This is a genomic window from Paeniglutamicibacter quisquiliarum (assembly GCF_019084045.1).
GTDB classification, from domain to species: domain Bacteria; phylum Actinomycetota; class Actinomycetes; order Actinomycetales; family Micrococcaceae; genus Paeniglutamicibacter; species Paeniglutamicibacter quisquiliarum.
On the sequence record NZ_JAHRED010000009.1, the window covers coordinates 164,831 to 188,749 of the forward strand.

The window sequence follows — 23,919 nt, forward strand, 5'->3', positions numbered from 1 at the left end:
AGTCACATATTCTGGGGCCTCCACCTGACACAGGTGGACCACCTCCAGATCTACTGAAAAAAGGGGGTCACGCCATGGGGCGCGGCCGTCAGAAGGCAAAAGCGACACGACAGGCCAGGGACATGAAGTATTTCTCCCCGGCCACTGATTTGTCCGCCTTGGAACGCGAGCTTGGGAAGAGTCGTGGTCATAGCACCTCGATACCAAGCCCTGTCGACGTACCTTACGAATCCGATTATTCGGATTACGAAGACAAGTACGCAGACGATGACGACGAGGACGACCAACGGCGCATCAGCTGATGCGCCGACTCCCTGAAGTGACCGCCGGGAAACCGGCGGTTATGGTTTTTCCAGTACGTGAAAACGGCAGCCGTGGCCACCACGCAGAAGATGCGTTGGTGACCGCGGCCTTTGCCATGCCCGGGAAAACGAGGTAGACGCCGATGCTCCACGAGGGACGGCTCGGAATCCAGATGGCGCACCGCGCGGCCATTCGTTCAATCGAACGCGTGGTCGGGGAGAACGCCCCGCTGCAGGACGCCGCCATTGCCGAAGCCGGAATCCGGCGGATGCTGGAAGCCGGTTCCGTCCTGGTGCTCACCGGCGCCGGGGTCTCCACCGATTCGGGAATCCCCGACTACCGCGGACCCAAGGGTTCGCTGTTGCGCCACCGGCCGATGACCTACCAGGAATTCCTGCACGAGCCCAGCGCCCGGCACCGCTATTGGGCCCGCAGCTTCGTGGGTTGGAGGCACATGGCCATGGCCTCGCCGAACCCGATCCACCGCAGCCTGGCCCGCTGGGAGGCCACGGGAAAGATCAGCGGGATCGTCACGCAGAATGTCGACGGGCTGCACGTCTCTGCCGGCTCGCTCAATGTCATCGCCCTGCACGGTGACCTGGAGCAGATCAGCTGCCTGGACTGCGGCGCCCTGGAAAACCGGCAGAGCCTCGACGCGAGGCTGCACGAGGCAAATCCCGGATACCTTGAACGCATCGACCTGGATCCGTCACTGGTGAACCCCGACGGCGACGTATCCCTGGATGAGGCCCACGTGGCCGATTTCCACATGGTCGGCTGCCTGGTCTGCGGATCGCAGAAACTGAAGCCCAACGTGGTCTACTTCGGCGAGAACGTCCCTCCCGAGCGCAAGGTGCGGCTCAAGGAGCTCGAATCCCGCTCCACCTCGCTGTTGGTGATCGGCTCCTCGCTGGCCGTCATGAGTGGCTACAAGCTGCTCCTGGATGCCCGCAGCGCGGGCAAGCCGGTCGGGCTGATCAACGGCGGCCCCACCCGGGGGGATGCCAAGGCCGACTACCGGTGGCGAAGCAACATCGCCGAGGCCTTGGCCATCCTGGAGGCTCCGGTCGACGGGGCCGTGCGCCGGACCATGTAGCAGCGGGCCCCCGTTTGCCTGGATAGCATCCTGCCGGCGGCGTTAAACCAGTGAAGGACCGTACCCCATGGGTACGGTCCTTCACGCTGTTAAGCCCGGCGGAAGTTAGCCGGCGAAGTTGCCGCGCATCAGCACGGCGCCGCCGTCGACGCCCTTGGCGCCCTGGACGTAGTCCAGTCCGGAGGCCTTGGCCTCGTCGGTGACGGATCCGACCTTGCCCATGACCCACGAGGTCATGCCGCGGGCGTTCAGGCGGGCGAGGGCCGCGTCGGCGACCGAGGCGTCGACGATGGCGACCATGCCCACGCCCAGGTTCAGCGTGCGCTCCAGGTCCGGCTGCGGCACCGCGCCGAGCTCGGCGACGACCTTGAAGACCGGCGGAAGGGCCCAGGTGGAGCGCTCCACGGTGGCCATCAGGCCCTGCGGCAGCACGCGCGCCAGGTTGGCTGCCAGTCCGCCGCCGGTGACGTGGCTGAAGCCGTGGATGTCGATGGCACCGTCGATGTTGAACGCGCGGATCAGGTCCAGGCAGTCCATGGTGTAGATGCGGGTCGGTTCCAGCAGTTCCTCGCCCAGGGTGCGGCCGAATTCCGGCACGTGGCGGTCGAGCGCCCAGCCGGCGTGCGCCACGACGCTGCGCACCAGCGAGTAGCCGTTGGAGTGGATGCCGGAGGCGGCCATGCCGATGATGACGTCCCCGTCCTTGACCCGCTCGGGGCCCAGCAGGCCGTCGGCCTCGACGATGCCGGTGGCGGCACCCGCGACATCGTATTCGTGCTCGCCCAGCAGGCCCGGGTGTTCGGCGGTTTCCCCGCCGACCAGCGCGGTGCCGGCGATCGTGCAGCCCTCGGCGATGCCGCGGACGATGTCCGCGATGCGCTCCGGGACGACCTTGCCGCAGGCGATGTAGTCGGTCATGAACAGCGGCTCGGCGCCCACCACGACGATGTCATCGACGACCATGCCGACCAGGTCGTGGCCGATGGTGTGGTGGATGTCCATGGCCTGCGCGATGGCGACCTTGGTGCCCACGCCGTCGGTGGAGGTGGCCAGCAGGGGCTTCTTGTAGGAAAGGAACTTCGAGGCGTCGTAGAGGCCTGCGAAGCCGCCCACCCCGCCCAGGACGTTGGCGTTGTGGGTGGCCTTGATGGCGCCCTTCATCAACTCAACGGCGCGGTCACCGGCCTCGACATCGACACCGGCCGAAGCATAGGTGATTCCGGAATTCTCAGGGGTGGCACTTGTCATCTCTGATGTGTCCTTTACTTAGTTGCGCGGTGTTTTGTCTGCGGCGGTGAGTGCCGACTCGAATTCGGCATCCGGGCCCGGCTCACATCCCGCCTGGTTGCTTCGTTCAAGCAGGTTCTTGCCGATGCGGTCCGAACCCGGCAGGGCAATCGGGTAGTCCCCGGTGAAGCATGCGGTGCACAGGCGTTCGCGCGGCTGCTCGGTGGCATCGATCATGCCGTCCTCGGAAATGTAGGCCAGCGAGTCGGCGCCGATGGACTTGCCGATCTCGTCCACTGCCGCCCCGTTGGCCACGAGCTCGGCACGGGTGGCGAAGTCGATGCCGTAGAAGCAGGGCCACTTCACCGGCGGGGAGGAGATCTTCACGTGGACCTCGGCGGCGCCGGCCTCGCGCAGCATGCGCACCACGGCGCGCTGGGTGTTGCCGCGCACGATGGAGTCGTCCACGACCACGACGCGCTTTCCCTTGATGACCGGCACCAGGGCGTTGAGCTTGAGCTTGATGCCCAGCTGGCGCAGCGTCTGCGAGGGCTGGATGAAGGTGCGTCCCACGTAGGCGTTCTTCACGAAGCCGTGGGCAAAGGGAATGCCCGATTCCTCGGCGTAGCCAATGGCGGCGGGGGTCCCGGATTCTGGGACCGGGATGACGATGTCGGCCTCGGCGGCATTTTCGCGGGCCAGCTGGCGGCCCATTTCCACGCGGGACTCGTACACGGAGCGGCCGTTGATGGCTGCATCCGGGCGGGCCAGGTAGACGTACTCGAAGACGCAGCCCTTCGGGGTGGCCTCGCCAAAGCGCTGGGAACGCACGCCGTCCTCGTCGATGGCGATGAATTCGCCCGGTTCGATCTCGCGGATGAAGCTGGCGCCCACGGTGGCCAGTGCGGCCTGCTCGGAGGCCACGACCCATCCGCGCTCAAGGCGGCCGAGGACCAGCGGGCGCACGCCGTAGGTGTCGCGGGCCGCGTAAAGGGTGTGCTCGTCCATGAAGACGAAACAGAAGGCGCCGCTGAGCTTGGGCAGCAGGCGCAGGGCCGACTCCTCCAGCGATTCGCCCTCGGTGCCATTGAGCAGCGCGGTGACCAGCGCGGTGTCGGTGGTGTTGCCCTGGGCGATTTCGCCGCGGACCTTTTCCTCCGACTCGGCGTGGAGGTCGTTGACCATCTCCATCAGCTCGGCCGAGTTGGTCAGGTTGCCGTTGTGGGCCAGCGCGACGGTGCCCGCCGCGGTGGGGCCCAGGGTCGGCTGGGCGTTGGCCCAGTGGCTTGCTCCGGTGGTCGAGTAGCGGCAGTGGCCGATGGCCAGGTGCCCGGGCATGGAATTGAGGGTGTTCTCGTCGAACACCTGGGAGACCAGACCCATGTCCTTGTAGACATTGATCCGCTGTCCGTCACTCGTGGCCAATCCGGCCGATTCCTGCCCGCGATGCTGAAGCGCATACAGACCGTAATAGGTCAGTTTCGCCACTTCTTCGCCGGGAGCCCAAACACCGAAGACACCGCATTCATCCTGCGGGCCCTTCTCGTCGGGCAAAAGATCATGATTTAGGTTTCCGTCACCACGCGCCATAAGAAATATTCTCTCACGAGCCGGGGTGCCGATGCGGCGTGAAGTGCCCCACAAGCATGGTTCTACCGGTGTTCTGGGTCACCCATGGGCACGGCAAGCGCGCGACGTGCCTTTTTGCGTGTGATGCGATCCACAACCAGATATACGATGCCGGCGAGCAGAACGCCGAAGAACGCAAAACCGACCGCCAGGAATCCGGCAATCGAGCCGCGGGAGAAGTCGGCCGATTCCTCGCCCGTGAACGCGGAAATGAAGGCGACGACGACGCCGACGAGGGCCCCGACGCCCACAAACGGCCAGAACCTGGGTGCCGCATACACCTCCACCTCGACCTCTGCGCTGGGCTTGTCGGCGGGGGTTGGATTGGCGGGGTTCTGGCTGGATTCCATACCCTCTAGGGTACTAAACCAGGGGGAGTTCGGCCGACAGGTCGGCACGCAGCCCGGAGGCCGTGACCTTTCCGGTGGCCAGGGCCGTCTCCCAGTCCATCTTGCCGGTGGCCAGCGCCAGCCAGAGCTGGGCCGGCAGCTCAATGACGTTCGGGGGAGTACCCCGGGTGTGCCGCGGGCCGGGAATGCATTGGGTCACCCCGAACGGCGGAACGCGTACCTCCACCGAGTTGCCCTCGGCGCGGCTGGCAAGTTCCTCGAGCGCGTAGCGCACCGCCAGGGCAATGAGGGGGCGCGGCAGCTTGGCGGCTTCCTCCGCGTCGGCCTCGCTCCACCGGGCGAGGGCGCGGGAACCTTCGGCCGGGTCGATGCGTCGCTTGATGGCCATGGGGACTCAGGAATCCAGCAGGTCCAGCACTTGCGCCGGCAGGCGCACTGAACCCACCGGGGCGCCGCCGCCGAGCACCGGCCTGGTGAGCTTGGCCAGCACATCGGAGAGCTGGCCGGTGGAAATGGCGCCGGCGTTGGCCAGCAGGGTCAGGCCCAGCAAATCGCTGCCGCGGCCCGAACCGTCCTGTACCTTCACGGCCACCGCCGTGCCGTTGGGGGCCGCGAGCATCAGCACGCCCTCGGCGCCGAGCTTGGCAATGACGCCCAGGTCCTCCATCACCACGGAGTTGGGCAGGCCATGGCCCTGGACCGCCCACGGGTAGTCCAGCATCGCGGTGGCGATGGTTGCAGCCCGCGCATCTGCGTGCTTGTTGCCCGGGGCCTGCGCCAGCTTGGATGCCGCGCGGGCAAGGCCGGCCAGGGAGATCACCGGGACCGGCGCCCCGCATCCGTCCACGCCCAGGTGTGCGATCTTTTCCCCGGCGTATTCCTCGATGACCTCGATGACCCGTTGCTGCAGCGGGTGGTCGGGGGAGAGGTAGGTCTTGGTGTCCCAGCCGTTTTCGGTGCAGGCCCACAGGAATGCGGCGTGCTTTCCCGAGCAATTGAACGACAGGGCGGACTCCTGGAGCCCGGCCCGCACCCGTTCCGTGCGCGTTGGGGCATGTGCGGGCCAGGAGGCGGGGCACATCAGGTCCGCTTCGCTCAGCCCGGCCTTGGCGAGCATGGATTCAACAACGTCCGTGTGTTCGGTGCTACCCACGTGGCTGGCCGCGGCCAGGGCCACCTGGGCGCCACGCAACGGAACCCCGCACTGCATGGAGGCAAGTGCCTGGAAGGGCTTGAGCGCGGAGCGCGGGTACAGCAGGGTGTTGGGGTTTCCCAGCGCGGTGAGCACCTCGCCCGCGGCGTCGACGACCACGGCGCAGCCGCGGTGTCGGGATTCCACGAAGCCGTTGCGCTCGAGCACCACAAGGTCAACGGTTTCGGAGGCAATCAAGGTTTCGGGCATGTGAGCTAGTTTACGCTCTGGGCGCGTTGCAGCAGCGCAACGACGAAGTCCGAGTCCCGGCCCAGCGGCCGCATGTCCCAGGTGGAGAAGCGGGAGCCGATGTCCAGCCCGGCCGCTGCCGCATCGGCCTCGAGGTCAGTCAGGGCGTAGTCCCTGAGCAGCGAGAAGCCCACCACCAGGCGGCCCCCGGGTGCCAGGTGGTCGGCCAGGGCCTTGAGCACCTCACCGGCGGTGCCCGGGGCCACGAAGGCCAGGACGTTTCCCGGGGAGACGACGACGTCGAATGTCTCGCGGGCACCGGAAGACGTGCGCAAATCCAACGATGCCAGGTTTCCCTGCAGCCAGCGGGAACCGGGGAAGTCTGCCCGGGCGGCTGCCAGAAGCTCGGCATCCAGGTCGACCCCGGTGACCTGGTGGCCGCGCGCCGCCAGTGCCCCGCCCACCCTCCCGGTTCCGCAGCCGGCATCGAGCACGCGCGCGGCGCGCGGGAGCATCGCGTCGACGAACCGCGCCTCGCCGTCAAGGTCCGCCCCGGATTCGCGCAATTGCGCAAAGCGGTCGATGTAGTTCCTGGCCTGCTTCGGGTCCTGGCGGGCCTGCCGCTGCCACAAGGTTTCCTTCTCCATGTACATGAGCATAGGCGCAGCGCGCCGCGGCCGGGGGACCGGACGCCGACTGCCGGCACGGGAGGGAGGCCGGCGTGCGACGTTGCCGCGAATACGTCGGTCCCGTGACTCCGGTGGACGCCGTCGGGGCCGGAACCGGTAGGCTTAAGCCTCGTGAAGGTACTGGTTATTGGCCCCGGCGGCCGCGAACATGCACTGATCCGCGCTTTGGCTTCGGATCCCTACGTCACCGACCTGCATTGCGCACCCGGCAATGCCGGGATTTCGCGTGATGTCACCACCCACCCCATCGATGCCCAGGACCCCGCAGCTGTGGTGGCACTGGCCCGGGAACTGGGTTCGGACCTGGTTGTGGTCGGCCCCGAGGCACCCCTGGCGGCAGGTGTGGCGGACGCCCTGATCGCCGCCGAGATCCCCGTCTTTGGTCCCACCAAGGCAGCGGCCCAGCTGGAGGCCTCCAAGGCCTTCGCCAAGACCGTCATGGCCGAGGCGGAAGTGCCCACCGCGATGGCCAGGGTGGCAACCAACGCCGCCGAGGCGGCCGAGGCGCTTGACGCCTTCGGCGCCCCGTATGTGGTCAAGGACGACGGCCTGGCAGCCGGCAAGGGAGTCGTGGTCACCTCCGACCGCTCCGAGGCCCTGGCCCACGCCGAGACCTGCTTCGAGGCAGGCGGCACCGTGGTCATCGAGGAGTTCCTCGACGGGCCGGAGGTCTCCCTCTTCGTCATCTGCGACGGCACCCACGCCGTCCCGCTGGCCCCCGCCCAGGACTTCAAGCGCATCTTCGACGGCGACGAGGGCCCGAACACCGGAGGCATGGGCGCCTACTCGCCGCTGCAGTGGCTGCCCGCCGGCTTCGTGGACGAGGTCATGGAACGCGTCGCCTACCCGACGCTGCGCGACATGGAACACCGCGGCACCCCCTTCACCGGGGTGCTCTACTGCGGCCTGGCCATCACCACCCGCGGGATCCGCGTCATCGAGTTCAACGCACGCTTCGGCGACCCCGAGACCCAGGCGGTGCTCGCGCGGCTGAAGACCCCGCTGGGCGGGCTGCTGATGGCGGCCGCCAAGGGTGAACTCGACGATGCCGAGCAACTGCATTGGCGCCCCGAGACCGCCGTCGGCGTGGTCATGGCCGCGGAGAACTACCCGGAGTCGCCCGTCAAGGGTGCTGCAATCCAGGGCATTGACGCCGCCGAGGCCATCGAGGACGTCTCGGTGCTGCACGCCGGAACCACCAGCAACGACGCGGGCGAGGTCGTCGTCGACGGCGGCCGCGTGCTGGCGGTCGTTGGCCTGGGCGCCGACCTCCATGCCGCCCGCGAGAAGGCCTATGCCGGCGTGGCAGCCATCTCCTGGGACGGCGCCCAGCACCGCACGGATATTGCGCTGAAGGCCGCCAACGGCCAGATCAGCGTCTCGGAAGGAACACACTAAATGTCAGGCCTGCAAACCGAAACCCTGGTTCTGCCGGGTTGGACGCACCACTACTCGGGCAAGGTCCGCGACCTCTATGTCCCGGCGGGCTCCAGCTTCGAGGAGACCGACCGCGTGCTGGTCGTTGCCAGCGACAGGATCAGCGCCTTTGACTTCGTGCTGGAATCCGAGATCCCGGACAAGGGCAAGGTGCTGACGCAGCTGAGCCTTTGGTGGTTCGAGAAGCTCTCACAATTCCCCAACCACGTCATCTCCACCGACGTGCCCGAGGCCGTCGCGGGCCGGGCCATGGTCTGCAAGAAGCTGGACATGTTCCCGATCGAATGCATCGCCCGCGGCTACCTCACCGGCTCCGGCCTGGCCGAGTACAAGGACCGCCAGACCGTGTGCGCGCTGCCGCTTCCGGCGGGCATGGTGGACGGCTCCAAGCTGGAACCGGCGATCTTCACCCCCTCGGCCAAGGCCGAGGTCGGGGAGCACGACGAGAACATCACCTTCGAGGAGACCGCCGCCCGCATCGGCGGGCAGCAGGCCGCCGACCTGCGCGACGCGACCCTGGCCCTGTACACGCGCGCCGAGGAGATCGCCCGCACCCGCGGCATCATCCTGGCCGACACCAAGGTCGAGTTCGGGATCGACCCGGCCAACGGCGAGATCACCCTGGGCGACGAGGTGCTCACCCCGGATTCCTCGCGCTTCTGGGATGCGACGACCTACGAGCCCGGGAAGGCGCAGCCGTCCTTCGACAAGCAGTTCGTCCGCGACTGGCTCACCTCCGAGGACTCGGGCTGGGACAAGGACTCCGGCCAGGAACCGCCGGCGCTGCCGGCGGAGATCGTGGAGCGCACCCGCGCCCGCTACATCGATGCCTACGAGCGCCTGACGGGGCTGGCCTTCAGCGCCTGATCCGCACGCGGGAACGGCCCCGGAATTCCTTCTCCTCCGGGATGGGAATTCCGGGGCCGTTGTCGTTGTCCCGTTGCCGCCGTACCGCCCGGGGTGCGGCGGGGATCAGACCAGGGAGTCGCGCCAGGCCTTATGCAGGGCGGCGAAGCGGCCCGCGGAGCCGATGAGCTCGGCCGGGGAACCGTCCTCGACGATCCTTCCGTCATGGACCACCAGCACCCGGTCCGCGATCTGCACCGTGGAGAGCCGGTGCGCGATGATCAGCGCGGTGCGGTTTCCCAGCAGCGTCTGCAGCCCGCGCTGCACGGCGCGTTCGGAGGGGATGTCCAGCGAGCTGGTCGCCTCGTCAAGGATCAGCACCGCGGGGTCGGCCAGGAACGCCCGGGCGAAGGAGATCAGCTGGCGCTGGCCCGAGGAGACGCGCCCGCCGCGCTTGTTCACGTCGGTGTCGTAGCCCTCGGGCAGCGCGGTGATGAATTCGTGGGCGCCCACGGCCCGGGCGGCCAGGATGATCTCCTCGATGCTGGCCCCGGGCTTGCCCAGGGAGATGTTCTCGGCGACGGTTCCGGAGAACAGGAACGCCTCCTGGGTCACCATGACCACGTGCCGGCGCAGGTCGTTGTTGGCGATTTCCGCGATGGGCACCGAATCGAGCGTCAGCGAACCGGAGCGCAGGTCGTAGAACCTGGCAATCAGCTTGGCCAGGGTGGACTTGCCGGCACCGGTCTGCCCGACCACGGCAACCGTCTGCCCCGCGGGAATGGACAGGTCGAACCTGTCCATGACGACCGGGCCGTCGCCGTAGCCAAAGACCGCGTCGGTGAATTCCAGGGCGCCGGCGACCTGCTCCAGCGGCCGCGGCTTGGCCGGCTCCACGACGGTGGGTTCCTCCTCGAGCAGCCCGGAGACCTTTTCCAGCGCCGCGGTGGCGGACTGCAGGGACTGGTAGAACATCGCGATGTTCTCCACCGGCTGGAACACGCGCTTGGTGGCCAGCAGCAGCGCCACCAGCACGCCCACGCCCAGCTCGCCGTCCAGGATGCGGAACCCGCCCCAGGCCAGCACCGCCGCCACCGACAGGTTGCCGATGAGCACCAGGGACGGCTGCAGGACCCCGAAGAGGTTGATGGAGCGGATCGAGTTGTCGCGGTATTCGCCGGCGACCTGCGCGTAGCCCGCGTCGTTGGCGCGCTCCTTGCGGAAGGCCTTCACGGCGCGGATGCCGGTCATGGTTTCCACGAAGGAGCCGATGACCCGGGCCGAGACCACGCGCGACTCGCGGTAGACGAGTTCGGAGCGCTTCTGGTACCAGCCGAAGAGCAGCCAGATGGGCACCGCCGCGATGACGACCACCAGGCCCGAGCGCCAGTCGAGCACGAAGATGGAGACCAGGGTGAAGAGCACGAAGACCGCCGCCGAGGCCAGTTCGGAGATGCCCTGGTCGAGCAGTTCCCGCAGCGTCTCCAGATCGGAGGTCTGGCGGGAGATGATGCGCCCGGAGGTGTAGTTCTCGTGGAATTCCAGGCTCAGGCGCTGGGTGTGCCGGAAGACGCGCAGCCGCAAATCCAGCAGCATCGCCTGGGAGATCTTGGCGGTGCTCAGGATGTACCAGCCCAGCAGGGTGCCGGCGGCGATCGCCGAGAGCACGTAGGCGCCACCGGTGATGCCCAGGGCAGCCCAGTTGCCCGCGGTGACCTGCGGCAGGCCCCAGTCGATGGCCCAGGCGATGATCAGCGGGAAGGCGACGCGGGCTGCATTGGAGACGACAACCAGGACCACGGTCAGCACCAGCATCCGCTTCTGGCTCCGTGCCAGGGTGGCCAGCAGCTTCCAGGAGCGGGCGCGCAAGCGCTTGCGTTCCTCCCTGGACAGCGTGATGGCGTCCTCGTTGGCAACGCCGATGTTCGGGCTCATGCTAGTGGACCGCCTTGCCTTGGGATCAGGTCGGATTCCTCGTCCTCGAGGCTGGCGATGACGTAGCGGTAGTGCTCGTTGCGTGCCAGCAAGTCCGAGTGCGTGCCGACGTCGTCGATGGCCCCGTCCTTCAGCAGCGCGACGCGGTCGGCCAGGGCAACGGTGGAGGGCCGGTGGGCCACGATCAGCGTGGTGGTCCCGGCCAGCGTGCTGCGCAGCCGCTGCGTCACGGCTTCCTCGGTGCGCACGTCCAGGGCGGAGAGCGGGTCGTCGAGCACCAGCACGCGTGGCCGCGCGGCGATCGCCCGGGCCAGGGCGATGCGCTGGCGCTGGCCGCCGGAGAGGGACAGCCCCTCCTCGCCGATGACGGTGTCCAGGCCCTGCGGCAGCGTGCGGGCGAATCCGGCCTGCGCGGTGTCGATGGCGTCATCCAGCAGGGCGTCAAGTTCCGGGCCCTCCAGCTCGGGGGCGCCGAGCAGCACGTTGTCGCGGATCGAGGAGGAGAACAGGATGGTGTCCTCGAACGCGACGGCGACATCGCGGCGCAGTTCGACCAGGTCGCGCTCGCGCACGTCCACCCCGTCGATGAGCACCTGCCCGCCGGTGGCGTCGTAGAGCCGGGGGACCAGCTGAAGCAGGGTCGACTTGCCGGTGCCGGTCATCCCGACCAGCGCCATGGTTTCCCCGGGGCGAACGTGCAGGTTGATGCCGCGCAGGGTGGGCGCGGCGGAGTCGGGGGTGTCGGGGAAGCGGAAGGCGACGTCGCGCAATTCCAGGTCGCCGCGCGGGTCCCGCGGGGACACCGGCGAGGCGGGGGAGGTGATGGTGTTCTGCGTGTCCATGACCTCGAAGTGCCGGTCCAGGGCGGTCTTGGTCGTCAGCGTCATGCCCATGAGCATGCCCATGTTCTCGACCGGGCCCGCCAGCACCGTGGCGGTGGCGAAGAAGGCAACGAGCGCGCCGACGCTCAGCTCGCCCTGGGAGGTGAGCCACAGGCCCGCCACCAGGCCCAGGCCCAGGGTGGTCTCGGGGATGGCCACCACGAAGAGGATGAAGCCGGCCAGGGTCCGGGCCTTGGAAACCTCGGTGTCGCGCAATTGCTCGGCGCGCGAGTTGAAGCCGTCGTACATGTGGCGGCCGCGGCCAAAGGCCTTGATCACGCGGATGCCGTGGACCGATTCCTCCACGGCCGTGGCCAGGTCCCCGGCCTGGTCCTGGCTCAAACGGCTCGCCGCACGGTAGTTGGTGCGGAACTTGAACGCCTTGATGGTGATGGGGATGGCGCCGGCCAGGTAGATGGTGCCCAGCACCCAGCTGGAGTTGAACATCAGGGTCAGGCCGACGATCACGGTGACCGTGGAAACCACCAGCATCATCGCGCCGAAGGCGAGCCAGCGGCGCAGCAGGCTTAGGTCCGCCATGGACCGCGAGAGCAGCTGGCCGGAGCCCCAGCGTTCGTGGAATGCCACGGGGAGTTGTTGCAGGTGGCCGTACAGGCGCACCCGCAGCTGGGTTTCCAGCCGGGCGGCGGGGGTGATCACGAACTGCCGGCGCAGGAACACCAGCAGCGCCTCGAGGGCGCCGAGCGCGGCGACCAGCCCGACGGCCAGCCAAACCTCGGAGCTCCTGCCCTCGGGGTGCAGCACGTTGTTGACCAGCCAGGCCAGCACCTGCGGGATGGTCAGGGCGACGACGCCGGCGGCCAGTGCGCACAGGAACCCGAAGAACAATCGGGGCAGGATGGGCTTGACGAAGGGAATCAGCCGGGCCAGGGTCCTGCCCAGGGAGGGAGTTCCCGCCGCGGGGGCGTGTCCTTGTTGTACTGCCACCGGTGTCCGACCCCTATCCCCGCGCATGGTTTCGCTTCTGCGAATACCCTACAGTGTGGGGTTGGGATTCTTCAATCGGATGCGGCGCCCCTAGCCCTGCGCGGTAAGCGTGAGCAGGATGGCCTCCGGCGGGCAGGCGATCCGCACCGGCGCGAAGCGCGATGTCCCGATGCCCGCGGACACGTTCAGCGGCGTGCTCTTGCCCGCGGAGTCCCACTGCGTGAGCCCGCTCGCCCGCCATGTCGGCAGGTCGCAATTGGTCACCAGGGCGCCGTAGCCCGGGATGCAGACCTGGCCGCCATGGGTGTGCCCGGCCAGGATCAGGTCGGTGCCCGCCTCCGTGAACCTGTCCAGGACGCGCTGGTACGGGGCGTGGGTGAGCGCGATGCGAAGGTGGGGGGCGGCGCCGGAGCTGGCGGAGCCGGCCGGCCAGCCGGCAAAGCGATCCAGGTCCAGGTGCGGGTCGTCCACGCCCGTGAAGTCCAGGCGCGTGCCCTTCACCGCCATGGAATGGTTCCTGTTGGTCAGGTTGACCCAGCCCGCAGACCCGAAGGCGCGGTGCATTGCCTGCCAGGGCAACTGGTAGCGGGGGGAGTTGCGCGGCGTGTCAGCGCGCTTGCCGAGGTAGCGGAAGGGGTTCTTGGGCTTGGGCCCGAAGTAGCAATTCGACCCGGGCACGAAGGCCCCGGGGAACGCCATGAGGGGACCCAGCGCCTCAAGCAGTGCATCCAACCCGTCCATGTGGCCCAGGTTGTCACCGGTGTTGATGACCAGGTCCGGTTCCAGGTCCGCCAGCGAGGCCAGCCAGCGGCGCTTGAGTTCCTGGCCCGGAACCATGTGGATGTCCGAAAGGTGGAGCATCCGGATCGGGGAGGAACCCGGGGGCAGCAATGCCAGCGATTCCTCGCGCACGCCGAAGCGCGTGGTCTGGCCCAATCCGTAGCCAAAGGCGATTCCGGCACCGGCGGCCGCCGCACCAGCCGCCAAAGCGGCCCCACGCACAGTGCGTGAGACCGCTTCGGGCAGCGCGGAAGAAATCCCGAAGGAACTAGTCATCTTCGGTCTTCTTCGGAGGGTTTGGCGTGTCTCCGCTGTTCCCCTTCGGCTTGGGGGTCGCGGTTGCCTTCGGGGCTTCCGTTTCCTTGGGCTTTTCGGTTTCCTTGGGCTCCGTTGACTCGGAGCTCGCCGAATCCGATTCGTCCTCTTCTTCCTTTTCGACCTTCTTTGGGGCCGGCGGCTTGGGAGCGGACTTGGCCTTGCCGAAGGACTCGGCCGGGTAGAGGTCCCCGACCTTCTTCATGTAGTTGGTCCACAGGGGTGAGGCCCACGTGCCGGAGTCGACCCAGCGGCGGCTGATCCCGTCGATTTCGACGTCCCGGGTGGACTTGCTGCGGTTCTCGTCCCAGCGACCGACCCATGCCGCGGAGGCCATGCCGGTGGTGTAGCCCACGAACCAGGTCGAGTTGGCATCGTTGTTGGTACCGGTCTTGCCGGCGATCGGGTAGCCGATGGCGCCCTTGGTCACCTTCTGCTTGGCGATCTTCGTCATGGTGCCGTTCATGTCGGCGACGACCTGCGGGCTGACCGCCTGCTCGCAGGCGACCGGCTTGACCTTGTACGCGGTGCCGGTGGCATCGGTGACCGAGGTCAGCGCCCGGTTCTCGCAGAACTCGCCGTTGTTGGCCCACGTTGCGAACGCGGTGGCCTGCGCCAGCGGGGTGATCCGTGCGGAACCGATCACGAACGACGGGTTGACCGGGGAAATCGGCTGCGCCCTGGTGGTCTTCTTGCCGGTGGACAGGTCGAAGTAGTTGTCGTAGTCGATCAGGCCCAGGCGTTCGGTGCCCTCGGCAATGGCGCACAGGTCCAGCTTAGAGGCCTCGGTCACGGTGGCGGTGTTCACGGAGTTGAACAGGCCGTAGTCAACGGTCATCGAGGACGGGTAGCCCGTCACGGCGTTGGCCGGCGACCAGCCGCCGCCCTTGCCGTCGTCGGCAGTGGTGTAACCGCGGGGGAGGCAGGAGGCCTTCCACCGGAATGAGGCAGGGTAGTTCTTCTTGTTGGGTGCGCTGACCCGGTCCCACATGTTGCGACCGGCCTCAAGCCACGCCATGGTGGTGTACGGCTTCATGGTCGAGCCGCCCTGGAAGCCGCCGGCCCCGCCGAGCGCGGATTCCACGGCGAAGTTGTACTCCGTGAATTCCTTGCCCTTGGCCGGGGAATAGGTCTTGTTCTGGCCCATGGCCAGGATGTTGCCGGTACCCGGTTCAACCGTCACGATGGCGGCGCCGATGTTCGACTTGTCGTCGGCGGGGATCATCGCCTTCGACTGCTTTTCCGCTTCCTTTTGCAGGCGCGGGTCCAGCGTGGTCTTGATCGTCAGGCCGCCGCGGTACAACAGGTTCTCGCGGTCCTTCTTGGTCTTGCCGTATGCCTCATCCGTGGTGATCAGCTTGGTGACGTAGTCGCAGAAGTAGGCGGCCGAATCGGCGGCGATGCAGCCGGACTTGACCTCGTTCGGCTTGACACCCAGCGGGGACTTCACGGCCTTGTCGTAGGCCTTCTTGTCGATGGCACCGGTGCGAAGCATGGCAGCCAGCACGGTGTTGCGACGCTTGAGGCTACGTTCCGGGTACTTCTCCGGGTTGTAGGCGTTGGGCAGCTGGACCATGCCGGCGAGCATCGCTGCCTGCTGCAGGTTCAGGTCCTTGGCGTCCACCGAGTAGAAGCGCTGGGCCGCGGCCTGGATGCCGTAGTTGCGCCCGGAGAAGAGCACGAGGTTCAGGTACCCCTCGAGGATCTCGTCCTTGCTCATCTCCTTTTCGATGGAGATGGCGAGCTTCGCCTCGCGGGCCTTGTCGGCAATGTCCTTGGAGCCGGAAATCGTCATCTCCGAGCGATCCACGCCGTTGACGACGTCGGCATTGACCAGCAGGTTGTTCACGTACTGCTGGGTCAGCGTGGAGGCGCCTTGCTGGGACGAGGAAGTGAAGTTGTTCACCGCCGCGCGGGCGATGCCGCGCACGTCGACCCCGTTGTGCTCGTAAAAGCGCTCATCCTCGATGGAAATGATCGCCTTCTGCATGACCTTGGAAATGTTCTTCAGCTTGACCGGTTGCCGGTTTTCCGAGTAGAACGTCGCAATCGTCGAACCGTCCTTGGCCAGGATCTTCGAGGGCTGCGCAATCGGCTCGCCCTTGAAGCTTGCCGGCAAGGCGTCGAAAATCTCGCTGCCGGCGTTTGCACTGCTGCCGGCAAGGGACGCAATCGGGACCATGAGCCCTGCCGCAAGGACGCCACTCAAGGCGCTCACCCCAAAGAAGGCAACGATCTTGCCGAGGGTGGTAGCCGTATCAAAAAACGGGGACTTTTTAGCTGCCATACCCACTAGTTTACAAGGACGCGCTAACGTATCGGTTATGACCAAATGGGAGTACGCCACTTTGCCGCTCATTATTCACGCCACGAAGCAGATCCTGGACCAGTGGGGAGACGACGGCTGGGAGCTTGTAGCCGTCGTTCCCGGCCCCAATGGAAATGCACCGGTCGCTTACCTCAAGCGTCCCAAGGCCTAAGTAGAGAAACGAGAAAAACCCATGCAACAACAGACTTCTTCAGCGATTGAGGCACGCCTGGCCGAGCTCGGCCACGCACTGCCCGCCGTCGCAGCCCCGGTGGCCGCCTACGTGCCGGCCACCATCACCGGCAACCTCGTCTACACCTCGGGTCAGCTGCCTTTTATTAACGGGGAACTCACAGTCACCGGCAAGGTCGGGGCGGCTGTTTCCGCCGAGGCCGCGGCGGGCCAGGCCCAGGCCTGCGCGCTGAACGCACTGGCCGCCATCAAGGGCGTCATTGGCGACCTGGACCGCATTGTCCGCGTCGTGAAGGTCGTGGGCTTCGTGGCCTCCGACCCGTCCTTCACCGGCCAGCCTGCCGTCATCAACGGTGCCTCCGAATTCCTCGGGGCCGTGCTTGGCGACAAGGGCCTGCACGCCCGTTCGGCCGTCGGAGTTGCCGCACTGCCGCTGGACGCGCCGGTCGAGGTTGAACTGATTGTCGAGTTTGCGTAACAACTCCGAAACCGGTGGCCCCGTGAACGAGAATCCCGTGGCGAAGCCACGCAATCCGTCCACGGGGCTGCTGCGCCGACTTTTTGACCTTCCGCCGATGCAATATGACGCGGCGGAAAATTGGGTTTCCTACGGAAGCCGCACCCCGCGGGCGACGCGCCCGGCCTCCTCGGTGGTGCTGATTCGCGACTCCCCAAAAGGTGTCGAAACTTACCTTGGATATCGTCCCGGCGGTTCGCCGCTCGGGAGTGTCGCATTCCCCGGGGGCAGCCTCGAAGACGACGATGAAAATGAAATACCTTGGTACGGACCCAGCCTGGCCGAATGGTCAAAGCGCCTGGGTATCCTTGACCAACGACTGGTCAGGGCGCACATCGTGTGCGCCATCCGGGAACTATTCGAGGAAACAGGCGTGCTGCTGGCCGGCACCGACGAGTTGTCGGTGGTCGAAAACTGCGACAGTGAAGACTGGATGGCCGTGCGCGAGGCCGTCGCAGGGCAGGACAAGTCCCTGAAGGACGTGCTGATGAAGCGCGGGCTGGGCCTGCGCACGGATCTGCTGCGCCCGCTGTCGCACTGGATCTCCCCAAACTTCGCGTTGCGCCGCTTCGACACCCGCTACTTTGCCGCCGCACTGCCGGTGCGCCAGGAGCCCTCGCTCCTGCGCGGCAAGGGCGTCTGGGCTGCCTGGAAGGTGGCCGGCGAGGTCATCGAACAACGCACCACCACGGCATTGGGAGACGAGGCGGGGGCACCGGACACCCAGGGCCTGCCTTTGAGCATGATCACAACGCCGGCGGTGGAGGTCTTCCTGGAAAAGATGGCCTCCGCCCGCGGCGCCGTCGCCTACCTCTCGGTGCGTCGGGAACTGAAAAGCTACCACCCCGAACTCGTCCAGGTGGGCGGGAAGTTCTATCTCGACGTGACCACCACGACCGCCGCCGAGGGCGGCGGCCTGGGCCGCGGCCGCTAATCAGCCTTCCCGTCGCCTCGGGCCACGCCCCCGAACGGCACCCCGGGCCTAATACAGCTGTGGCGGGGTTCCCCCGGAGGGGAACCCCGCCACACCCGTTCGTGCACGGTTGCGCTTTAGCGGGAACGCTGGCGCAGACGCTGGATGTCCAGGATCACGACGGCGCGTGCCTCAAGACGCAGCCAACCGCGCTGCACGAACTCGGCCAGGGCCTTGTTCACGGTTTCGCGCGAGGCGCCCACCAGCTGGGCCAATTCTTCCTGCGTCAGTTCGTGGGCAACCAGGATGCCGTCGGTGGCCGGGCGACCGAAACGGTCGGCCAGGTCCAGCAGCGCCTTGGCGACACGGCCCGGAACATCAGAGAAGACCAGGTCGGCCAGCGACTCGTTGGTGCGGCGCAGGCGCGAGGCCAGGGCCTGCAGCAACTGGACCGAAACCTCCGGGCTGGTCAGGATGACCTTGCGCAGGTTTTCGTGGCGCAGGCCGGCCAGACGCGTCTCGGAGACGGCGGTGGCGGTGGCGTTGCGCGGGCTTGGGTCGAACAAGGCCATTTCGCCGAACAATTCGCCCGGGCCGAGAACGGCAATGAGGTTTTCACGACCGTCCGTGGAGGTGCGCCCCAGCTTGATCTTGCCCGAAACGATGAAGTAGAGCTGGTCGCCCTGGTCGCCCTCGCGGAACACCGAGGCGCCACGGGACAGATCCACTTCGGATAGTTCTTCAGTCAGTGCAGAGAACACCTCGTCGCTCAATGAAGCGAAGAGTGGTGCTCGGCGCAGTACCTCGATGTCCATAAAATCTCCTGTCAACTGTCGTTAGCGCTCATCTAATTGTGCCGTACGGTTTGCCCATGTGACAGCTTCCACACGCCAAATCGGGCTAAATGTGGTTAGAATCGCGGGCATCGAACCGTTGCCCCGACTAGACTCGGGGCATCGAATAGTGTTTTGGGCCGCATTTGGGCCGGTCAACACGGTATGAAGGGCGGGAGTCCAAACTGAATGTTGGGATTGACATGGTTGGACCTGCTGCTCATCATCTCATTGATCAGCTTTTTGGCTTCTGGCCTGCGTAAAGGCTTCTTTGTAACGCTCGGCGCGATCGTCGGTTTCCTGGCCGGCGGAACCGCGGCCTTCTACGGAATCCCGCTGGTATCGACGTGGGTGACCAACCCGGGATGGCGAATCTTCTGGATTGTGGCCGCCGGGCTGATCTTTATTCTGATTGGCCAGGGCATCGGCATGGCCATCGGATCCAGAATCCGCTTATGGCTGAACTTCCCTGTCCTGAAGTCCTTTGATAGGCTGCTGGGCGGCGTTGCCAACACCGTCATGGCCGCCCTGGTGATCTCCGCGATCGCCCTCTCCGCCGCGACCATGGGCGTGCCCTGGGTTTCCCAGCAAGTCGCCGATTCACGGGTCCTGACCACGATCCAGGCCTGGACCCCGAAACCGATCACCAATTTCGTCACCCAGGCACGCGCCCAGGTCATGGGCCAAACCCTTCCCGAGCTCTTCGAACCATTCGCCCCCAAGGTCGCCGTCGAGGTTCCCGAGGCGGAGGACCTTGGGAGCGGGATCGAGGCGGCCGCGGGGTCCGTCGTCAAGATCATTGGCACCGCCTACGCCTGCGGTGTCAACCAGTCCGGTTCCGGCTTTGTCTTCGCACCGGACCGCGTGATGACCAACGCGCACGTGGTTGCCGGCATCACCGAGCCGTCCGTGACAACGCAGGATGGCCGCGTGCTCTCCGGAAGCGTCGTGTACTTCGACTCGGTCGCGGACATTGCCGTCCTCGAGGTTGGCGGACTTGGCCTGGAGCCGCTGGAGCGCGGCACCGACCTTGGCCGCGGCGACACCGCCGCATTCCTGGGCTACCCCGGCGGCGGGTCGTTCCGCGCCCTGGGAGCGGTGGTCGAATCCTTGAGCACCGTATCGATCCAGAACATCTACGGCGCCGAACCCACCCCGTTGCGGATCTACCAGCTGGCCGCCAAGGTCGAGCAGGGCAACTCCGGAGGGCCCATGCTCGATTCCCGGGGCCGCGTGGTTGGCATGGTCTTTGCCAAGGCCAAGGGAGGCGCCGACGTCGGCTACGCCCTGGCCCTCGAGGAGATCGATGCCGCGCTGGAGAAGTCCGAACGCTCCCGGGATTCGGTTCCGACCGGAGCCTGCTCGCCGCACTAGAAGCCGTCGGGCCGGCGGCGGTGGCGTCGGCTCAAAGCCAGTCGAGCTGCGCGCCGTGCTGGCCGGTGCGGGCCAGCGGAACGCCGTCCAGCGACAGGATGAAGCGGTTCGCGTCGGTGCCCCCGCGGGTTTGGTTCGAGGCATCCATGAAGAACGACTCGTTGGAAATCCAGCGGCAGCCCAGCGAGGCGATCGTCTGCGCAAAGGCGGAGCGCCGCGCCTCGTCCAGGTAGGCGAGCACCGCCGAATGCATGACCACGGGAACCGCGTGTCTCGGGGCCGCATCCACCAAATCGGCAACGCGTTCGTTCAGGTCCCCGGCCAGCAGCAGCGGCGGCCCGGCAACCCCTTCCAGGATGCCGGACTTCAGCGCGGCCAGGGTCGCCAGGGCGGCGTCCAGCTGCGCGAGCCGCTCCTCCTGTCCCGGCCAGACCAGCGCCCGCAGCCACGCCACGGTGTCCGGGTCAGTGCCGTCAAGCGGGTTCAGGTCGACCCCGGCCCGCCAGGCGATGTCGGGCAGCGCCCGCGGGAGCGGGGGATTTCCGGTGGTGGAGCAGCGCAGCAACGGGGAGCCGGTGCCGAGCGCAGGGGCCCCGTCGTAGGAGTAGGAGTAGAGGTCGGGCAGCAGGCACAGGCCCGCCGAGGGGCCGACCTCGATCAACGCCAGGGGGCGCTGTTCCTGGGCGGCCACCATGGCCAGGGCTGGCAGCAACGTGGCGCAGCGACCTGCCTCGTTGGTCTGCGTGGCGTGGCCCATGATGATTGAGCGGATCGCCGGCCAGTGCGTGCGGAGGTAGCGCTCCAGGAACCCAAACGGCTCGTCCGGGCAGCCGTGGAAGCGTGCCGCGGCAAAGACCAGGTTTGGCTGCCGCTTGGGGGCGGGCAGCCCGGCAATGAGTTCCGGCAGTGTTGCGCTCTCGGCGACGCCTTCGGCCCATTGCCGGTACAGCTCGCTGTTCCCGGTGAACCAGCGGTGCGCATATTCCAGGTACAGCTCGGCGACGCCGACGTCGGGTGTGGCTTCGGTCCCCATCGTCACTGCCCCCTTAAGGGTTTATGCCCGCCGGCGGGGCTACTTCCCGGCGAGGTGGATGAGTTGCTGGATGCCCAAAACATACCCATTGACGCCCGCGCCCACAATGATGGAGGCGGCAACCGGGGAAATGTAGGAATGGTGGCGGAAGGCCTCGCGGCGGTGCACATTGGAGATGTGCACCTCGACCACCGGCAGCTGGACCCCGGAAATGGCGTCGGCCAGGGCGACGGAGGTGTGGGTGAACGCGCCGGGGTTGAACACGATGCCCGCGACCTGGCCGCGGGCGGCGTGGATCGCGTCCAGGAGCACGCCTTCGTGGTTGGACTGCAGGAACTCCACCTCGTAGCCCGCCCCCGCGGCGGCGGTGCGGCAGAGTTCCTCGACATCGGCCAGCGTTTCGTGGCCGTAGACCTCCGGTTCGCGGGTGCCCAGAAGGTTCAGGTTCGGGCCGTTGAGGACCAGGATGCGCGCGGGTGTTTTTTCACTCATGTCTCCACCTTATGCAGGCGGGGCCGTGCGGGAAGAGGCGGCAAGCCGGTTTGGCGTTAAATGACTCGGGCGGGGGAGGGCACGAAGCCTTCCCCCGCCCGCCGGTGGTTGCCGCCGGAGCGCTACTTGCGCATCGAATCGGCGATCTGCGTCATCACGGTGTTGTCCGCCAGCGTAGTGGCGTCGCCGACCTCGCGGCCCTCGGCGACGTCCTTGAGCAGGCGGCGCATGATCTTGCCCGAGCGGGTCTTGGGCAGCTCCGGGACCACCAGGATGTGGCGCGGCTTGGCGATCGGGCCGATGTCCTTGCCGACGTGGGCCCGCAGCGTGGCCACCACGTCCTCGCCGGCCTCCGGCTCGATCTGCAGGATCACGAACGCGACAACTGCCTCGCCGGTGGTCTCGTCCTTCGCCCCGACCACGGCGGCCTCGGCCACGTACGGGTGGGCGACCAGGGAGGACTCGATCTCGGTGGTGGAGAGCCGGTGCCCGGAGACGTTCATGACGTCGTCCACGCGGCCCAGCAGCCAGATGTCCCCGTCCTCGTCCTTCTTCGCGCCGTCGCCGGCGAAGTACATGCCTTCGAAGCGGGACCAGTAGGTCTCCTTGTAGCGGTCCATGTCGCCCCAGATGCCGCGCAGCATCCCCGGCCACGGGTCGCGGATGACCAGGAAGCCGCCCTCGCCGTTGCCGACCGATTCACCCGTCTCGTCGACCACGTCCACGGTGATGCCGGGGACCGGTGTCTGCGCGGAGCCGGGCTTGGTGGCGGTGACGCCGGGCAGCGGGGCGATCATGTGCGCGCCGGTCTCGGTCTGCCACCAGGTGTCCACGATCGGGGTCGGGTGTTCCTTGCGTTCCCCGTTCTTGCCGTTGTTGGTGCCGATGACGTCGCGGTACCACATCCACGCCTCGGGGTTGATGGGTTCGCCCACCGAGCCGAGCACGCGCAGCGAGGACAGGTCGTAGGAGTCCGGGATCTGCCGGCCCCACTTCATGAAGGTGCGGATCGCGGTGGGGGCGGTGTACAGGATGGTGACGCCGTACTTTTCGATGATTTCCCACCAGCGGCCCTGGTGCGGGGAATCCGGGGTGCCCTCGTACATGACCTGGGTGGCGCCGTTGATCAGCGGGGCGTAGGTGACGTAGGAGTGGCCGGTGACCCAGCCGATGTCGGCGGTGCACCAGAAGACGTCGGACTCGGGGTGCAGGTCGAAGGTGTCGCGGTGGGTGGCGGCGGCCTGGACCAGGTAGCCGCCGGTGGTGTGGATGATGCCCTTGGGCTTGCCGGTGGTGCCGGAGGTGTAGAGCACGAAGAGCGGGTGCTCGGCCTCGTGGCCCACCGCGGTGTGCTCGACGTCGGCGGTGTCGATGGTCTCGGACCACCACTTGTCCAGTGAATCGTTCCAGGCGACGTCCTGGCCGTTGCGCTTGACCACGAGCACGTTTTGGACGGTGTGGCCCTCCTTGGCCAGCGCCTCGTCGACGGCCGGCTTCAGCGCCGAGGGCTTCCCGCGGCGCCAGGTGCCGTCGGCGGTGACCACGAGCTTGGCCTCGGCGTCGTCGATGCGGCTGCGCAGCGCGTCGGCGGAGAAGCCGCCGAAGACCACCGAGTGGATCGCGCCGATGCGGGCGCAGGCCAGCATCGTGATTACTGCCTCCGGGATCATCGGCAGATAGACGGCGACGCGGTCGCCCTTGGCCACGCCGAGGGACTCAAAGGCGTTGGCGGCCTGCTTCACGGCCGTGGTGAGCTGCGCGTAGGTGTAGGTGCGGGTGTCGCCCGGCTCGCCCTCGAAGTGGATGGCGACGCGGTCGCCGAGCCCGTTTTCGACGTGGCGGTCAAGTGCATTGTAGGCGGCGTTGACCTTGCCGTCGGCGAACCACTTGGCCACCGGGGCCTGCGACCAGTCCAGGACCTGCGTGAAGTCGGTGTCCCAGGAAAGGACATCCCGGGCGGTGTCGGCCCAATATCCCAGGCGGTCCGCCCGGGCCGCCGCGTATTGTTCCGGCTTCCCGATGGCGTTGGCCACGAATTCCGCGCTCGGGGCGAAGGCGCGGGTTTCATGGGAGAGGTTGTCAAGCGTGGGGGTGTGGGTATCCGACACGGGTTTCGGTCCTTCCAATAACAAACAAATGGGTCTTGTGATTCAGGTTACAGCCGCACGGAGGGCTGGGGTGTGGCCCGTCACAAGTATGACAGTGGAGGGTGGTGATTGTGCGCCGAGCGGCGCCCCGTGCGCGATCAGTGGTTGGGGGCATGGGGCCCGGGGCAGGGCAGGCCGCGAATGTGGCGCCCACTGGCCAGAGCAACGCGAAAAGCGACCCGGGGTGGCAAAACGTGCCAGCGGCGCCGTCGCGCGGATAGGGTTGTCAGTAGCCATTGCCATTCCCGCGGAACCCGGACACCGGCCGCCCGTTACACGGGCGCTGCGGGGAT

The 23,919-nt window shown here is 67.1% G+C and carries 22 protein-coding genes; 8 read left to right on the forward strand and 14 right to left on the reverse strand.

Translation table 11 applies throughout. The annotated features are described in order from the left end of the window. The first annotated feature begins 74 nt into the window (after positions 1 to 74). Together KRR55_RS16105 and KRR55_RS16110 are read left to right on the forward strand one after the other, a co-directional pair. Positions 75 to 302, forward strand: coding sequence for a DUF3073 domain-containing protein (locus KRR55_RS16105; RefSeq protein WP_217390190.1), 228 nt, complete (start codon positions 75 to 77; stop codon positions 300 to 302). Between the two features lie 143 nt (positions 303 to 445). Continuing rightward, positions 446 to 1,399: a Sir2 family NAD-dependent protein deacetylase gene (locus KRR55_RS16110; RefSeq protein ID WP_254456291.1), complete on the forward strand. Its 954-nt coding sequence runs from the start codon at positions 446 to 448 to the stop codon at positions 1,397 to 1,399. Positions 1,400 to 1,504: 105 nt separating this feature from the next. Here KRR55_RS16110 and purM read toward each other — a convergent pair whose 3' ends face one another. The 6 genes from purM to KRR55_RS16140 all read right to left on the reverse strand — a co-directional run bounded on the left by purM (position 1,505) and on the right by KRR55_RS16140 (position 6,633). After that, on the reverse strand, positions 1,505 to 2,647 hold the full coding sequence (gene purM, locus KRR55_RS16115) for a phosphoribosylformylglycinamidine cyclo-ligase (protein ID WP_217390192.1): 1,143 nt from the start codon (positions 2,645 to 2,647) through the stop codon (positions 1,505 to 1,507). 18 nt (positions 2,648 to 2,665) lie between these two features. Next, positions 2,666 to 4,216 carry an amidophosphoribosyltransferase gene (purF, locus tag KRR55_RS16120; RefSeq protein ID WP_217390193.1) on the reverse strand — a complete coding sequence of 517 codons (1,551 nt, stop codon included), beginning with the start codon at positions 4,214 to 4,216 and terminating at the stop codon, positions 2,666 to 2,668. Between the two features lie 62 nt (positions 4,217 to 4,278). After that, positions 4,279 to 4,605 (reverse strand): hypothetical protein, encoded by a 327-nt coding sequence (locus KRR55_RS16125; RefSeq protein WP_217390195.1) that lies wholly within the window; start codon positions 4,603 to 4,605, stop codon positions 4,279 to 4,281. Between the two features lie 13 nt (positions 4,606 to 4,618). Then, positions 4,619 to 4,993, reverse strand: a complete 375-nt coding sequence (locus KRR55_RS16130) for a sterol carrier family protein (RefSeq protein WP_217390197.1) — start codon at positions 4,991 to 4,993, stop codon at positions 4,619 to 4,621. Between the two features lie 6 nt (positions 4,994 to 4,999). Then, complete coding sequence (locus KRR55_RS16135) at positions 5,000 to 6,007, reverse strand: asparaginase (protein ID WP_217390199.1); 1,008 nt, start codon at positions 6,005 to 6,007, stop codon at positions 5,000 to 5,002. A 5-nt stretch (positions 6,008 to 6,012) separates the two neighbouring features. Continuing rightward, on the reverse strand, positions 6,013 to 6,633 hold the full coding sequence (locus KRR55_RS16140; RefSeq protein WP_254456292.1) for a class I SAM-dependent methyltransferase: 621 nt from the start codon (positions 6,631 to 6,633) through the stop codon (positions 6,013 to 6,015). Between the two features lie 153 nt (positions 6,634 to 6,786). Here KRR55_RS16140 and purD point away from each other — a divergent pair, with 153 nt between their 5' ends. Both purD and KRR55_RS16150 read left to right on the forward strand, forming a co-directional pair. Next, positions 6,787 to 8,073 carry a phosphoribosylamine--glycine ligase gene (purD, locus tag KRR55_RS16145; protein WP_217390203.1) on the forward strand — a complete coding sequence of 429 codons (1,287 nt, stop codon included), beginning with the start codon at positions 6,787 to 6,789 and terminating at the stop codon, positions 8,071 to 8,073. Continuing rightward, positions 8,074 to 8,979 (forward strand): phosphoribosylaminoimidazolesuccinocarboxamide synthase, encoded by a 906-nt coding sequence (locus KRR55_RS16150; RefSeq protein WP_217390205.1) that lies wholly within the window; start codon positions 8,074 to 8,076, stop codon positions 8,977 to 8,979. Positions 8,980 to 9,084: 105 nt separating this feature from the next. On the opposite strand, the gene KRR55_RS16155 is transcribed toward KRR55_RS16150, so the two are convergent. The 4 genes from KRR55_RS16155 to KRR55_RS16170 form a co-directional block, all read right to left on the reverse strand. Beyond that, positions 9,085 to 10,893: an ABC transporter ATP-binding protein gene (locus tag KRR55_RS16155; protein WP_217390207.1), complete on the reverse strand. Its 1,809-nt coding sequence runs from the start codon at positions 10,891 to 10,893 to the stop codon at positions 9,085 to 9,087. Then, positions 10,890 to 12,722 carry an ABC transporter ATP-binding protein gene (locus tag KRR55_RS16160; protein WP_336245145.1) on the reverse strand — a complete coding sequence of 611 codons (1,833 nt, stop codon included), beginning with the start codon at positions 12,720 to 12,722 and terminating at the stop codon, positions 10,890 to 10,892. The genes KRR55_RS16155 and KRR55_RS16160 overlap by 4 nt, the downstream gene beginning before the upstream one ends. A 90-nt stretch (positions 12,723 to 12,812) precedes the next feature. Next, complete coding sequence (locus KRR55_RS16165) at positions 12,813 to 13,778, reverse strand: metallophosphoesterase (protein ID WP_217390211.1); 966 nt, start codon at positions 13,776 to 13,778, stop codon at positions 12,813 to 12,815. Next, on the reverse strand, positions 13,771 to 16,104 hold the full coding sequence (locus KRR55_RS16170) for a transglycosylase domain-containing protein (protein ID WP_254456293.1): 2,334 nt from the start codon (positions 16,102 to 16,104) through the stop codon (positions 13,771 to 13,773). Before KRR55_RS16170 ends, KRR55_RS16165 begins: the two co-directional genes overlap by 8 nt. 37 nt (positions 16,105 to 16,141) lie before the next feature. Between KRR55_RS16170 and KRR55_RS16175 the strand changes: the two genes are divergently transcribed. From KRR55_RS16175 to KRR55_RS16185, 3 genes are all read left to right on the forward strand, one after another. Next, complete coding sequence (locus tag KRR55_RS16175) at positions 16,142 to 16,297, forward strand: hypothetical protein (protein WP_181578252.1); 156 nt, start codon at positions 16,142 to 16,144, stop codon at positions 16,295 to 16,297. Positions 16,298 to 16,318: 21 nt separating this feature from the next. Next, positions 16,319 to 16,795, forward strand: coding sequence for a RidA family protein (locus KRR55_RS16180; RefSeq protein ID WP_217390216.1), 477 nt, complete (start codon positions 16,319 to 16,321; stop codon positions 16,793 to 16,795). Positions 16,796 to 16,892: 97 nt separating this feature from the next. After that, positions 16,893 to 17,768, forward strand: coding sequence for an NUDIX hydrolase (locus KRR55_RS16185; RefSeq protein ID WP_254456319.1), 876 nt, complete (start codon positions 16,893 to 16,895; stop codon positions 17,766 to 17,768). A gap of 116 nt (positions 17,769 to 17,884) precedes the next feature. On the opposite strand, the gene KRR55_RS16190 is transcribed toward KRR55_RS16185, so the two are convergent. Further along, on the reverse strand, positions 17,885 to 18,562 hold the full coding sequence (locus KRR55_RS16190; RefSeq protein ID WP_217390218.1) for a Crp/Fnr family transcriptional regulator: 678 nt from the start codon (positions 18,560 to 18,562) through the stop codon (positions 17,885 to 17,887). A 207-nt stretch (positions 18,563 to 18,769) separates the two neighbouring features. Between KRR55_RS16190 and KRR55_RS16195 the strand changes: the two genes are divergently transcribed. Next, entirely contained in the window at positions 18,770 to 19,954 is a 1,185-nt protein-coding gene (locus KRR55_RS16195; protein WP_217390220.1) for a MarP family serine protease, read from the forward strand. Positions 19,955 to 19,985: 31 nt separating this feature from the next. Here KRR55_RS16195 and KRR55_RS16200 read toward each other — a convergent pair whose 3' ends face one another. The 3 genes from KRR55_RS16200 to acs all read right to left on the reverse strand — a co-directional run bounded on the left by KRR55_RS16200 (position 19,986) and on the right by acs (position 23,587). Further along, positions 19,986 to 20,987, reverse strand: coding sequence for a DUF2332 domain-containing protein (locus tag KRR55_RS16200; protein WP_217390222.1), 1,002 nt, complete (start codon positions 20,985 to 20,987; stop codon positions 19,986 to 19,988). 39 nt (positions 20,988 to 21,026) lie between these two features. Further along, on the reverse strand, positions 21,027 to 21,479 hold the full coding sequence (gene aroQ, locus KRR55_RS16205) for a type II 3-dehydroquinate dehydratase (protein ID WP_217390224.1): 453 nt from the start codon (positions 21,477 to 21,479) through the stop codon (positions 21,027 to 21,029). Between the two features lie 122 nt (positions 21,480 to 21,601). Continuing rightward, positions 21,602 to 23,587, reverse strand: coding sequence for an acetate--CoA ligase (gene acs, locus KRR55_RS16210; protein ID WP_217390226.1), 1,986 nt, complete (start codon positions 23,585 to 23,587; stop codon positions 21,602 to 21,604). Positions 23,588 to 23,919: the final 332 nt, after the last annotated feature.